Origin of the sequence: Streptomyces kronopolitis (assembly GCF_050953795.1) — a bacterium.
Classification (GTDB): Bacteria; Actinomycetota; Actinomycetes; order Streptomycetales; family Streptomycetaceae; genus Streptomyces; species Streptomyces kronopolitis_A.
Map to the genome: position 1 here is coordinate 3,149,900 of NZ_CP191850.1, position 13,044 is coordinate 3,162,943.

Genomic DNA, 13,044 nt, shown 5'->3' on the forward strand with positions numbered 1-13,044 from the left:
CGCAGAGGGGCGCCGCGCCGCTCACCGCCGGGCCCGGCCCGTCACGGCGCGGCCCCGGAACCGTCAGGGGTGTCGGGTCCGGACCGGTGGACGCCCGGTGTGGCGTCGCCCGCCCCGTCGTCGCCCGAGGCGAGCCAGCCGCCCAGGCCGGCGGCCACGACCACCGCGGCGGCGGCCGCGCCCCACCGGATCCGGCGCCGGCGCACGGCCTCGGGCGAGGCGCGGTGCCGGGCCGAGCCGGCCCGGCGCTCGCCGGTCGCGCGCGGGGTCCGTGCGGTGCCGTGGGCGCCGCCCGCCAGCTCGTCGGGGCCCGGGACCCGCATGCTCGTGTGGGTGTCCCGGTTGGAGTCGGGGGCCGCGCCCTGGACCAGCGGGACCGCGCCCCGCGGCGGGGTGCGGTCCCGCTGTCCTGGTGCCGCCGGCGGGCGGTAGGCCTCGTCACGGGCGCCGGCGGCGCTCTCCGGCTCGTCGTCGGGCTGCTCGTCGTCCGGCTCGTCGATGTCCAGCGGCGGCATGCCGGCCAGGGAGGGCAGCAGCTCGCGCAGCCGGGCGGCGAGTTCCGGGGCGCGCAGCCGGGACGCCGGCGCCTTGGCAAGGCACTGGAGCAGCAGCTGCCACAGCTCGTCGGGGATGCCGGGCAGCGGCGCCACGCTCTCGGTCACGTGCCGGCGCAGCACCGCCCCGGGGTGGCCGCCGCCGAACGGTGTGAATCCGGCGAGCAGCTCGTACAGGACGGTCGCCAGGGCGTAGACGTCCACGGAGGCGCGGGGCGGGAGGCCCTCGATGATCTCCGGGGCGAGGTAGTCGGGGGTGCCGATGACCTTGGTCGAGCGCAGCGGGACGGTGCTGCCCCCGGCCGGGGTCTGCGGGAGGCGGCGCGGGGAGTCGACGAGCCGGGCGATGCCGAAGTCGGTGAGCAGCGCGGGGTGCGCGCCACCGGGGCCGAGCGGGCCCTGCATGTCCAGCAGGACGTTCTCGGGCTTGACGTCGCGGTGCACGATCCGGGCGGCGTGCGCGGCGGCGAGCCCGTCGGCGACGTCGGCGGCGATCGCGACGGCCGCCGCGGGGGCCAGCCGCCGTTCGCGCTCCAGACGGGTGCGCAGGTCGGTGCCGCGGACGAGGTCCATGACCAGGGCCAGGTCGTTGCCGTCGACGACGAGGTCGCGGACGCCGACGACATGGGGGTCCGCCAGGCCCAACAGGGCCGCCCGCTCCTGGACGAAGCGGCCGACGAGCTCCTGGTCGGCCGCGAGATCCTCACGCAACAGCTTGATGGCCACGGCCCCTTCGGGACCCTCGCCCAGCCATACCGTGCCGGCACTGCCGCGCCCCAGGATCTGGTGGGCGGTGTACCGGCTGCCGATCTTCCGTGCCAAGACTGCTCCGACGTGTCGGGCCCCCGAGCGTCCTGCGGGGGCTGAGGTTGGCGTCAAAGCTACGCGGATGCCGGGGGAGTTCGTGCCCCGTACGGCGGCAACCTTCACTTCTGTGGGCGAAATTGGCCTTCAGAAGTCGACAAATCCACAACGTGGGTTCAATGCCGCCCGCGGGATCCCGCGGGCGGCCGGCGTCAGCCGCCGAGTTTCTGCACGAAGCGCTGGACGCTGTGGAAGACGTGGCCGACCTGGGCGAAGAAGCCCCTGGTCGTGCCGATCCACTCCTGGAGCGGGGTCAGCTCCCACACCAGCCAGGCCGCCACGAACAGCAGGATGATCGTGAACAGGCAGCCCTTGAGGCAGCCCAGGCCCGGGATCTTCATCGGGTTGGCGCTGCGCTGGCGGGGCTCGCGCCGGGGCCGGGGCTCCGGGGCGGGCGGCCGCTGCGGCTCGTAGCGCTGCGGCGGCGGCTCCTGGCGGCGCTGCGGGGCCTGCGGCTGCTGCTGGGCGTACGGCGGCGGCTGCTGGCGGTACTGGGGCTGCTGCGGACGCTGCGGCGGCTGCTGGGGGGCGGCCTGGCGCTGCGGGCGGCGGCGCAGCGGATCCTCGGTGGGATCCAGATACCGCACCTGGGTCTGCTCGTTGCGATCCCGCGCGGCCCGCATCTGGGACTCCCAGGGATGAGGGCCCTCGGGGGTCTGCGGTCCGCCGGCCGGCGCTCCCACGGGCATGGGCGGCATCGCACGGGTCGGGTCGCCCTGCCCGCCGGGGCCGCCGGGGCCACCGGGGCCACCGGGGCCACCGGTGGACGGCAGCACGCTGGTGGCCGCGGCCGGGTCGTAGGAACCGGCGCCGGAGGGCAGCACTTGGGTGGGGTCGGCGTCGCCGCCGCCCGGCCCGCCGTCGCCGCCCGTCCCGGGGACGGTGGCGGGCGCGGGGTCGGGGGCGAGCAGCGCGGCGACGCCCAGCGCGGCCTCGGCCTGCGCCGGGGAGGCGTGCACCCCGATGCCGGACGCGACGGCGCGCAGGGCCCGCGCGAGGTTCTCGGCGCTCGGCCGCTCCTCGGGGCGCTTGCGCAGGCAGCGCTCGATGACCGTCCACAGCGGCTCGGGCAGCGCGCCGGGGCGGCGCGGCTCCTCGCTGAGGTGGCGGTGCAGCACCTCCAGGGCGGTCGCCCCGGCGAACGGGGGCCGGCCGGTGACGAGTTCGTACAGCAGGATGCCGGCGCCGTAGATGTCCACGGCGGAGGTCTGCGGGCGGCCCTCGGCGGACTCCGGGGCCACATAGGCGGGGGTGCCGACGAACTCGTGGGTGCGGGTCAGGCCCGGGGAGTCGGCGAGGCGGGCGATGCCGAAGTCGGTCAGCATCGGGTGCATCTCGCCGCTGCCGTCCGACCCGGCGAGCAGGACGTTGGCGGGCTTGAGGTCGCGGTGCACCACGCCGTCGGCGTGGCTGGCGGCCAGCGCGTCGGCGATCTGGGCGGTCAGCAGGGCGGCGGCGACGGGGCTGAAGGGGCCGTTGTCGCGGAGGTAGCGGTGCAGGTCGGGACCGTCGACCAGGTCCATGACCAGGGCCAGCAGATCGCCCTCGACGACGAGGTCGCGGGTGCGGACGATGTTGGGGTGGGTCAGGCGCAGCAGGACGGAGCGCTCCCGCAGGAAGCGCATCACCACATCCGCGTCGTGCGCCAGCTCCTCCTTGAGGACCTTGATCGCGACCGTCTCACCGGGCTCTCCTGCCACGGCGGCCTCGGCGCCCGCCGTCTCCCGCTGGCGGGCACGCCAGACGGTGCCCGTGGCGCCGCGTCCCAGCGGTTCCTCGAGCAGGTACTTGCTGCCTACCGGCCGCACGTCATGCGCTCCCTGGTCGTGTGGTTCTCGTTGCCTGGCCCGCCGGGTCGGCTGGTTCGCCCACCGCACGGCCGTCCGACCCACTGTAGTGCCGTCGGACAATCTTTTCGGTCCGCCGGCCCGGTACAGGCTTGTGGGAAAGACGCACCCGCGCGGCGGATGGTTGCCCGTTCCGGCCGGGCGCCGCGCACACCGCCCGCACGGCCGGGCCCGCACGCGTCCGAGCTGACCACGGCGGTCGAATTCCGGCCGGGCACGGCACGCAAGCAGGCACTTTTTCGCCCTTAGAAGACCAATCAAGATCACTGAACGGCGGTCGGCGGGCGTGTTGTCAGTGCCAGGTGCGAGGATGCTCCCAGCACGATGCGGTGGGGGCGGCGGTCCGTGTCGCGACGTGCACTTGGGACTTGTCCGTGCCGACGTGCCCGGGTGCGGCGGGGGGAGGAGCGGTCCCCCTGCGGATCCCGGCAGAAGGGACCGTTGACGGCGATGCAGATCCGGCTGACCGTCCTCGGGCCGCGCAGCGGCCACACCACCCGGGCCTGCGACGTGCTCGTGACGGCCCCCGCCGGGACCGCGCTGGCGGCGGTGGCCGGCTCGCTCGCGGCCTCCGTGGCGGGCTCGGGCGCCGATGTCGGCGGCGCCAGCGGCGCCCCGGTCGTCCTCTACGCCGGGTCCGAGCGGCTCGATCCGCAGCGCGCTGCGCTCGGCGAGCCCCCGCTGATCGACGGCGCGGTGCTCTCCCTCCAGAACCCGGGCCCCTCCCCCGCACACGGCCTGCCGCACGATTCGGCGCGGCTGCGCGTCGTCTCCGGCCCCGATGCCGGCGGGGTGCACCTGCTGCACGGCGGCCAGATCCGCATCGGCCGCTCCGCCGACGCCGACGTCCCGCTCGACGACCCCGATGTCTCCCGGCTGCACTGCGCCGTGACGGTCGGCCCCGACGGCGCGGTGACCGTGGCCGACCTGCACTCCACCAACGGCACGGCCGTGGACGGCACCGCCCTCGGCGAGCGGCCCGCCCCGCTGCGGCCCGGCGCGCTGCTGCGGATCGGCGAGTCCGCGCTGCGCCTGCAGTCCGCGCCCGGCGCCCCGGACCCGGCCCTGGCGACCGCGCCGGACGGCGAGGGGCAGCTGCGGATCAGCCCGGGGGCGGCCGGCGCGCGCGCTTGCGCGGGGCGGCCGGCGGCCGGCGGGAGCGGGGCCGGCCACGGCGCGGCGGCCGGTCCGCACGGCGCCACCGCCGCGGCCGGGGGTGCCTATGCGGGAGCCGGGTACGGCCGCCCGGCGGCGGGCGCCACGGGGCGGCGGGACACCCCGCTGCGCGGCACCCCGACCGGCGCCGCCCCGCCGTGGCAGGGCGCGCCGGACCCGGCGCCCCGGCGCGCTCCGGCGGAGGAAGGCTTCCCGGACCTCTCCGGCGGCCATGTCTACGACCGCGCCCCCGAGGGGGCCGCCGGCGCCTCCGGGCCCGCCGGCTTCGGCGCCCGGGAGCGCGGCGACACCTTCCCCGGCGGCGGGCAGGACCCCACGCACGGCGGGCAGCAGGCGCTCGCGCCGCCCGGCGAGGCCGCCCGCAAGGGCGCGCGGCGGGGCGGGCTCGGCGCCTGGGCGCGGCGGCTGGCCGGCGGCCGGCCCGCCGTCGAGCGGCCGGAGACCCTCCCGGTGGTGTATCCGCCGGCCGGCGGCCCGCAGGCGGTCCCCGCGGACGACGCCGACGAGGCCGGGGCGGCGGAGGCGCTCTCCGGGCCGGCCGCGGACGAGCGCTGGCCGGATGCCGCCGCGGTGCTGCTCACCGCCCTGGGCCCGGGCCCCCGGCTCTGGGAGCGCGGCCCGGACCACCCCGACGCGCTCACCGTGCGGCTGGGCACGGCCGCCCGCGGCGGCGGCCGGGCCGCGGTGCCGGTGACCGTCGGGCTGCGCCGGGCCGGCTCGCTGGGCCTGGCCGGCCCGCGGGCCCGGCTGACCGGGCTGGCCCGCTGCGCCCTCGCCCAGCTCGCCGCGCTGCACTCCCCCGGCACCCTCGACCTCGTGCTGATCAGCGCGGACCGGGCGCGCCCCGTCGAGGAGCGGGTGGCCGAATGGTCCTGGCTCGGCTGGCTGCCGCAGATCCGCCCCGCGCACGGCCAGGACTGCCGGCTGCTGCTCGCCTACGACAAGGAGCAGGCCGCGGCCCGTACCTCCGAGCTGGTGCGCCGGCTCGACGACGGCCCGCCGGGCCCCGGCTGGGCGGACGCCGAGCCCGCGGAGATCGCGGCCACCGCGGCCCGCCACCGGGGGCCGTACACCCTGGTGATCGTGGACGGGGACCCCGGCTCCGCCGCGCTGCGCGAGACCACGGCGCGGCTCGCGGCGGGCGGTCCGGCGGCCGGTATCCATCTGCTGTGCCTGGCCGAGACGCCGGCCTCCTCCCCTTCCTTCCCGCTGTCCGCGACGTACGAGGCGGCCCGGGCCGCGTCACCCGCCTTCGGGGAGTGCGGGGCGGTCGCGGTGCTCAGCGGCGATGTCGCCACGGCGCTGCGCGTCGTCCAGCCGGGCTCCGGCCCGCAGGGCACGGTCGCGACGGTGGACGCGGTCTCCGTCGCCTGGGCCGAGCGGTTCGCGCGGGCGCTGGCGCCGCTGCGCGAGGCCGACGCGCCGGCCGGCGGCACGGTCCCCCGCCCGGCCGTCCCGCTGCCGGACGCGGCGCGGCTGCTGGACGAGCTGGGGCTGGCCCGCGCCACCCCGGCGTCCCTGATGGCCCGTTGGGCCGCCGCTCTGGACGGCGACCGGGCGGGCGCCGCCGCGGTGCTCGGCGCCGGTCCGCACGGTCCGCTGTGCGCCGACCTCGCCGCCGACGGTGCGCATCTGTTCCTGGAGGGCGCGGCGGCCACCGGCAAGACCGAGCTGCTGCGCGCGCTGGCCGCCTCGCTGGCCGCCGCCGACCGTCCCGATCTGCTGTCGCTGGTGCTGGTGGACGGCGGGGGCGGCGAGCGCGGCGAGGGGCTGCGGGTGTGCACGGACCTGCCGCACGTCACGACGTATCTGGCGGCCTCGGAGCCGCTGCGGATGCGGGAGTTCGCCCAGGCGCTGTCCTCGGAGCTGAAGCGGCGCGCGGAAAAACTCGACGGCACCCCGTTCGCCGAGTGGCGCGGCAGGCATCTGCCGGCGCCGCGGATCGTCGCCCCGCGGCGGACGTCCGAGGGCGCCGGCGGCCCGGCGGGCGGCGACCAGGATCCGTCGACGACCGGGACGCTGCGGCTGCGCGCCCGCGGCGGGGCCGCCGAGGGCGCGGAGCCGGTGGTGCCGATGCCGCGGCTTTTCGTGCTGGTCGACGACTTCGACGCGCTGGTGGCGCCGGCGCTGGGCAGCATGGGCCGGCCGGCCGCCGGTTCCGTGGTGCGGGCCCTGGAGGCGGTGGCCCGGGAGGGCGCGGCGCTCGGGGTCCATCTGATAGCCGCGAGTGGCCATCCGGACCGTACGGCCGAGACCGCCGCGAGTGAACGGGCCGGTCTGCGGGTGCGGTTGGGCGCCGCCGCCGGCGCGTCCGAGCCGGAGCCCCCGGGCCGCGGCCGGCTGTACCGCACGGCGGACGGCTCCTCGACCCCGTTCCAGGCGGGCCGGGTGACCGGGCGGATACCCCGGACGTCCACCCTCCGGCCGACGGTCGTCCCCCTGGAGTGGGCGCGGATGGGCGACCCTCCGGCCCGGCGGCCGCTGCGCGAGCTGGGCAACGGCCCCACCGACCTGGCGCTGCTGGCCAGTGCGCTCCAGCGGGCCGCTCAGTCCTCGGGCGCCACAGCCGCCCCACCCCTGCTCTGAAGCCGGCTGCCGCCCGTCACAGCACCGTCACGAAAGGTCAGTTGAGGCGGCAGGCGGTATTGCGGACCCGGTGGCCGGGGCGTAGGACTGTCGCACACCGACCCGCACGACGAGGCGCAGCGCAACCGCACCGCACCGCACGACGCGAACGGCACGGCAGGGGCGCCGCGGCACGACGTGGCACGGCTCTCCCTTCGCACCCGGCACGGCAGGCGCAGCGACAAGGGGCTACGGGGATGCGCAGACGACTCGACCGGACGGCGCTTCGCACCACGACCGTGGTGGCGGCCACCGCGGCGCTCGCCCTGGCGCTGGGCGCCTGTGGCGGCAGCGGCGGCACGGACCACGCGGACGGCGGCGGCAAGGGCGGCGGCACCGCCCCCACCGTGCGCCTGCCGCATCTCGCGGGCCAGAAGCTGCAGGTGACCGCGGTCTGGACGGGGCCGGAGCGGGAGAACTTCGTCAAGGTGCTGGACGAGTTCGAAAAGCGCACCGGCGCCACGGTCGACTTCGTGCCCAGCGGCGACGACATGGCCGGGTTCGTCGGCTCCAAGATCGCCGGTGGCGGGCCGCCGGACATCGCGATGCTCCAACAGGTCGGCGTGCTGCACGAGTTCGCGCGCAAGGGCTGGCTCAAGCCGCTCGGCGCGGACGCCAGGGCGCAGCTCGCCAAGAACTACTCCAAGGGCTGGCGGGACCTCGGCTCCCACCAGGGCACGCCGTACGGCGTGTACTTCAAGGCCAGCAACAAGTCACTGGTCTGGTACAACGCCCGGGCGTTCGACAATGCCGGCGCCAAGGTGCCGAAGACCTGGCCGGAGTTCCTCACGACGGCGCGGACGCTCTCCGAGTCGGGCGTCGCGCCGGTCTCGGTGGGCGGCGCGGACGGCTGGACGCTGACCGACTGGTTCGAGAACATCTACCTCTCCCAGGCGGGGCCCGGGAAGTACGACCGGCTCGCGCGGCACGACCTCAAGTGGACCGACCCGTCCGTCAAGCGGGCGCTGACCACGCTCGGCGGGCTCTTCGGCCACCGGGACCTGCTCGCCGGCGGTACCTCCGGCGCCCTGCAGACGGATTTCCCGACCTCGGTGACCCAGACCTTCGGCGGCGGCGACACCCCCAAGGCCGCGATGGTCTCCTCGGCCGACTTCGCCGCCGCCAACATCAGCCAGACCAAGGCGAAGATCGGCACGGACGCCAAGGTCTTCCCGTTCCCCGCGGTGGGCCCGAGGTCCCCGGTGGTGACCGGCGGCGACGTGGCGGTGGCCCTCAAGAACACCAGGGCCTCGCAGGCGCTGCTGACGTTCCTGGCCTCGACGGACGCCGCCAAGATCTGGGCCCGGGCCGGCGGTTTCCTCTCGCCCAACAAGGCGCTCGACCGGGCGGCGTACGCCAACGGCGTGCTGCGCACGATCGCCGGGGCGCTGATCGCGGCGGGCGACGACTTCCGCTTCGACATGTCCGACCAGGCGCCCGCCTCCTTCGGCGGCAAACCCGGCCAGGGCGAGTGGAAGGACCTCCAGGACTTCCTGAAGGACCCCGGGGACGTCGCGGGCATCCAGGCACGGCTGGAGAAGGACGCCGCCGCGTCGTTCGGGCACTGAGCACCCGCCACCGTCCGTCTCGACCGGGACCGGGGGACCGTCACGATGAGCGCCGTACAGGTCAGCGAGACCGGGGAGAGCCGCGGCCGCGGGCCGCGGGGCGGGGGCGGCCGGCGCCGGGCCCCGGGCAGCCGCCGCCGGCTCGCCGCGGCGTTCCTGCTGCCGGCGCTGCTGCTGCTCGGGGCGCTGGTCGGCTACCCCATCGTCTTCTCCGTTTACCGCAGTCTGTTCGACGCCGCCGGCACGGGCTTCGTGGGGCTGGACAACTACGGCGGGATGTTCTCCGACGACGGCATCCGTACCGCGCTGAGGAACACCGTCGTGTGGGTCGTGGTGGCGCCGGCGGTCTCGACCGCGCTGGGGCTGGTCTTCGCGGTGCTGACCGAGCGGATCCGCTGGGGCACCGCCTTCAAGCTGGTCGTGTTCATGCCGATGGCGATCTCGATGCTGGCGGCCGGCATCATCTTCCGGCTGGTCTACGACCAGGATCCGCAGCGCGGGGTCGCCAACGCGGTGTGGGTGGCCGTCCATGACACGTTCGCCGACCCGGCGCCGTTCCCCGGGGCCCGGCCGCGGCCCCGGGCCGCCCTCGCGCCGTCCGGCGGCGGGGCGTTCACCACCCGCGCGGCCGTCCGGGCGGGATCGCCGGTGCGGCTTGCGCTGATCGCCGTCCGGCCGGACGATCTGCGCGGCGCGCGGCCCGCGGCCCAGGCCGCCGCCCGGCCGGGCACGGTCACCGGCACCGTGTGGCTGGACTTCACCCGCGGGGGCGGCGGCCGCCCGGACGTCCTCGACCGCGGCGAGAAGGCGCTGGCCGGGCTGCGGATCGAGGCGGTCAGGGACGGCCGGGTGGTCGCCTCGGCGACGACGGCGGCCGACGGCACCTTCGCGCTGCCCGGCGACCGGGCCGCGGGCGCCCGGCTCCGGCTGCCCGCGGCCGACTTCGCCGAGGCCTACCGCGGCGTCGACTGGCTCGGCCCGGCGCTGGTCACCCCCGCCATCATCGGCTCCTACGTCTGGATGTGGGCCGGCTTCGCGATGGTGCTGATCGCGGCGGGGCTGGCGGGCGTACCCCGCGAGCTGCTGGAGGCGGCGCGGGTGGACGGCGCCGGGGAGTGGCAGGTCTTCCGCCGGATCACGGTGCCGCTGCTGGCCCCGGTCCTGGTGGTCGTGCTGGTCACCCTCATGATCAACGTGCTGAAGATCTTCGATCTGGTCTACATCATCGCGCCGGGCTCCAGCCTCCGGTCCGCCAATGTGCTGGCGCTCCAGCTCTTCCAGTCCTCGTTCGGCACGGATGTCGACGAGGGGCTGGGCAGCGCGATCGCCGTCTTCCTGCTGCTGCTCGTGCTGCCGGTGATGTACGTCAATCTCCGGCGCATCCAAAACGAGCGTCGCCGATGACGACCGTGGAGCACACCGTGCCGGCCGAGCGGCCCCGGGCGGCCGGCACGCGACGCGCCCGGCGGCCGCTGACGGCCCGGATCGCGGCGCGGGCCGGCGGCGGTGCGCTGCGGATCTTCCTGGTGCTGGTCGCGCTGTTCTGGCTGATGCCCTCGGTGGGGCTGCTGCTGTCCTCGCTGCGCAGCCCGCAGCACATCGCCTCGTCCGGCTGGTGGCAGGTCCTGACCGAGCCGGCCCAGATCACCTGGGACAACTACGGCCGGCTGCTGTCCGACGGCAAGGTCACGGGGTCGCTGCTGACCACGGCGGCGATCACGGTGCCGGCCACGCTGCTGGTCGTCGTCATCGGGTCGCTGGCGGGCTACGCCTTCGCCTGGCTCGACTTCCCCGGCCGCGACGGCTGGTTCATGGTGGTCGTCGGGCTGCTGGTGGTGCCGGTGCAGGTGGCGCTGATCCCGGTGGCGAAGCTGTTCGGCGCGGTGGGGCTCTTCGAGACGACGGCCGGCGTGATCCTCTTCCACACGGCCTTCGGGCTGCCGTTCGCGGTGTTCCTGCTGCGGAACTTCTTCGCCGAGATCCCGCGCGAGCTGCTGGAGGCGGCCCGGCTGGACGGGGCGGGCGAGCTGCGGCTGTTCACCCGTGTGGTGCTGCCGCTGGGCGGTCCGGCGATCGCCTCGCTGGGGATCTTCCAGTTCCTGTGGGTGTGGAACGACATGCTGGTCGCGCTGATCTTCGCGGACAGCGGCCATCCGCCGATCACCGTGGCGCTGCAGCAGGAGGTGCGGCAGTTCGGCAACAACATCGATGTGCTGGCGCCCGGGGCGTTCCTGTCGATGGTGGTACCGCTGATCGTCTTCTTCGCCTTCCAGCGCCAGTTCGTCTCCGGGGTGATGGCCGGCGCGGTGAAATGAGACCGCGCGGCGACGGGGTGCGGGGCCGCACGCCACCTGCTGTTCATTTTCCTCCCCCTACGATGCGGGTCCCGTGAAGCGCATGGTGCGACCCGGCTCCGTCATGGAGACTGCCTGAGCGGCGCTCGAAACGACTCTCGAACCGAGCAGTGGCGCCCTTTCCCGGCCCGGCAGGGCCGCGCCCGTGCGCAGCGGGCCGCGACACCGGGTGCGCCCCGGACCGCAGAGCCACCGACCACGACAGGCAGCACCGAGCAGCCCCGGCACATCCACGGCCGACCGCGCCGGAACATACCGCGCGAACCCCCCGCACCCACGCGTCGTCTTTCGTCCCACGTTCCCGACCGTCTGGAGACGGACCGCATATGACTGCCCCCCTCGCAGAGAGCGCCGCACTCCCCCGCCCCACCCGGTTGTCCGAGGTCAAGGGCTGGTTTTTCACCGCCGACCAGCTGATGTTCGACTGGTTCCTGGCACACCAGCAGGAGCGGTCCGAGCCGGGGGACCTGCTCGAACTGGGCGCGTACATGGGCAAGAGCGCGATCTTCCTGGGAGCGCGGCTGCGGGCCGGCGAGCGCTTCACGGTCTGCGACCTCTTCGACTCCCCCGCCGAGGACGCCTCCAACTCCCGGGAGACGAAGAAGTCCTACGCCACGCTGACCCGGCGCGCCTTCGAGGCCAACTACCGTGCCTTTCACGAGGAGTTGCCCAGCATCGTGCAGGGCCTCAGCTCGGTCGTCACCGACCATGTCGAGGAGGGCTCGGTGCGCTTCGCCCACATCGACGCCTCGCATCTCCACGCGCACGTGCACGGCGACATCCTCGCGGTGCGCACGCTGCTCACCGCGCACGGCGTCGTGGTGCTGGACGACTACCGCGCCGAGCACTGCCCCGGGGTGGCCGCAGCCACCTGGCAGGCCGTCGCGAACGAGGGGCTGCGCCCGATCTGCCTCACCGGCACCAAGTTCTACGGGACCTGGGGCGACCCCGAGCCGCTCCAGCAGGCGCTGCTGGAGTGGATCGCGGCCCGCGGCGACATCTGGCACGAGGTGCAGTACGTCAACGACGCCCCGCTGATCCGGCTGAGCGCCAAGGGCGCCGGGGAACCGGCCCAGCCCGTCTCCCGGCACCGGCCGGCCGGCGCGGGCGGCGTGCGGCGGACGGCGGCCCCGTCCCCGGCGGCGGCCGCGGACCGCCCGGCCCCGCGCCGGCCGGCCGCGCTGCGCCCCGCCGTGCGCCGGGTGGCCCGGGACGTGCTGCCGCCGGTCGTCACCCGTGCCCTGGCGCGGGCCCGCCGGCGGGCCCGCGGGCACTGAGGCGCCGGGCGCGGGCCGGGGCCGCACGCTCCCGCCCCGGTCCGCGCTACCGCGGCACCTGCCCGACCAGGACGAACACGTTGGAGCGCAGCAGCATCCCGGCCGGACGCGGCAGCGGATGGGAGTACGTCCGCCGCACCGCCAGGCCCGCGGAGGCGGCGAACGCCCGCAGCAGCGCGAAGTCGGTGAAGCGCACCGGGGTGGGGCCGGCCCGGTGCCCGGCCTCCTGCGCGGTGATCAGCAGCACCCCGCCGCCCGGCCGTACATAGCCGACATAGGCCCGCAGCAGGCTCTCCACCTGCTCGTCGTCCAGATGCTCCAGGACGTGCGCGGTCAGCAGCGCGTCGAAGGCGCCGGGCCGGGCGTGCGGGCTCGCCAGGAACGCGTCGGCCGTATAGGCGGTCAGCCCGCGGGCCCGGCAGCGCTCCACGGACCGCGGGTCGTGGTCCACGCCGACGCTGCCGGGTGCACAGCGGGCGAGGGTGGCGCCGTCCCCGCAGCCGATCTCCAGCACCCGCCCGCCGCCGATCCGCCGCAGCTGGGTGCGGAACGGGGACCGGGCGGAGCGCGGCCGGGCCGGTCCGCCGGGCTCCGGGTCGGCCGGCAGCCGCGCGGTGGAGGCGGACGGCGCGGTGCCGGCGGGGCGGACGGGGCGCGCGGACCGGGGGGCGCTGCCGGGCGGCCCGGTGTCGAGGCTGTCGGTGGCGGCGGAGCTGTCGGTTCGGCCGGGCATCGGGTCGCGGTCACCTTCCCTGCAGGAGGAATCGGGCGCACGGAGC

8 protein-coding genes are annotated in these 13,044 nt (G+C 76.3%); 5 read left to right on the plus strand and 3 right to left on the minus strand.

All coding sequences use genetic code 11. The annotated features are described in order from the left end of the window. Positions 1–41: 41 nt before the first annotated feature. Complete coding sequence (locus tag ACQP17_RS13725; protein ID WP_433856532.1) at positions 42–1,376, minus strand: protein kinase domain-containing protein; 1,335 nt, start codon at positions 1,374–1,376, stop codon at positions 42–44. A gap of 194 nt (positions 1,377–1,570) precedes the next feature. Further along, on the minus strand, positions 1,571–3,226 hold the full coding sequence (locus ACQP17_RS13730; RefSeq protein WP_433856533.1) for a serine/threonine-protein kinase: 1,656 nt from the start codon (positions 3,224–3,226) through the stop codon (positions 1,571–1,573). 489 nt (positions 3,227–3,715) lie between these two features. Here ACQP17_RS13730 and ACQP17_RS13735 point away from each other — a divergent pair, with 489 nt between their 5' ends. The 5 genes from ACQP17_RS13735 (at position 3,716) to ACQP17_RS13755 (ending at position 12,265) form a co-directional block, all read left to right on the plus strand. Further along, positions 3,716–7,027, plus strand: a complete 3,312-nt coding sequence (locus ACQP17_RS13735; RefSeq protein WP_433859903.1) for an FHA domain-containing protein — start codon at positions 3,716–3,718, stop codon at positions 7,025–7,027. A gap of 236 nt (positions 7,028–7,263) precedes the next feature. Next, a complete protein-coding gene (locus ACQP17_RS13740; RefSeq protein WP_433856534.1) occupies positions 7,264–8,634 on the plus strand; it encodes an ABC transporter substrate-binding protein in 1,371 nt (456 codons plus the stop codon). 45 nt (positions 8,635–8,679) lie between these two features. Continuing rightward, positions 8,680–10,038 carry a carbohydrate ABC transporter permease gene (locus ACQP17_RS13745; protein ID WP_433856535.1) on the plus strand — a complete coding sequence of 453 codons (1,359 nt, stop codon included), beginning with the start codon at positions 8,680–8,682 and terminating at the stop codon, positions 10,036–10,038. Beyond that, positions 10,035–10,949 (plus strand): carbohydrate ABC transporter permease, encoded by a 915-nt coding sequence (locus ACQP17_RS13750; RefSeq protein WP_433856536.1) that lies wholly within the window; start codon positions 10,035–10,037, stop codon positions 10,947–10,949. The genes ACQP17_RS13745 and ACQP17_RS13750 overlap by 4 nt, the downstream gene beginning before the upstream one ends. Positions 10,950–11,314: 365 nt before the next feature. Continuing rightward, positions 11,315–12,265: a class I SAM-dependent methyltransferase gene (locus ACQP17_RS13755; protein ID WP_433856537.1), complete on the plus strand. Its 951-nt coding sequence runs from the start codon at positions 11,315–11,317 to the stop codon at positions 12,263–12,265. Between the two features lie 46 nt (positions 12,266–12,311). Here ACQP17_RS13755 and ACQP17_RS13760 read toward each other — a convergent pair whose 3' ends face one another. Continuing rightward, a complete protein-coding gene (locus tag ACQP17_RS13760) occupies positions 12,312–12,998 on the minus strand; it encodes a class I SAM-dependent methyltransferase (protein WP_433856538.1) in 687 nt (228 codons plus the stop codon). Positions 12,999–13,044 lie beyond the last annotated feature (46 nt).

Coding starts and splice junctions, on each gene's coding strand:
- ACQP17_RS13735 (WP_433859903.1), top strand. CDS start 3,716: ATGCAGATCCGGCTGACCGTCCTCGGGCCGCGCAGCGGCCACACCACC.
- ACQP17_RS13740 (WP_433856534.1), top strand. CDS start 7,264: ATGCGCAGACGACTCGACCGGACGGCGCTTCGCACCACGACCGTGGTG.
- ACQP17_RS13745 (WP_433856535.1), top strand. CDS start 8,680: ATGAGCGCCGTACAGGTCAGCGAGACCGGGGAGAGCCGCGGCCGCGGG.
- ACQP17_RS13750 (WP_433856536.1), top strand. CDS start 10,035: ATGACGACCGTGGAGCACACCGTGCCGGCCGAGCGGCCCCGGGCGGCC.
- ACQP17_RS13755 (WP_433856537.1), top strand. CDS start 11,315: ATGACTGCCCCCCTCGCAGAGAGCGCCGCACTCCCCCGCCCCACCCGG.
- ACQP17_RS13760 (WP_433856538.1), bottom strand. CDS start 12,998: ATGCCCGGCCGAACCGACAGCTCCGCCGCCACCGACAGCCTCGACACC.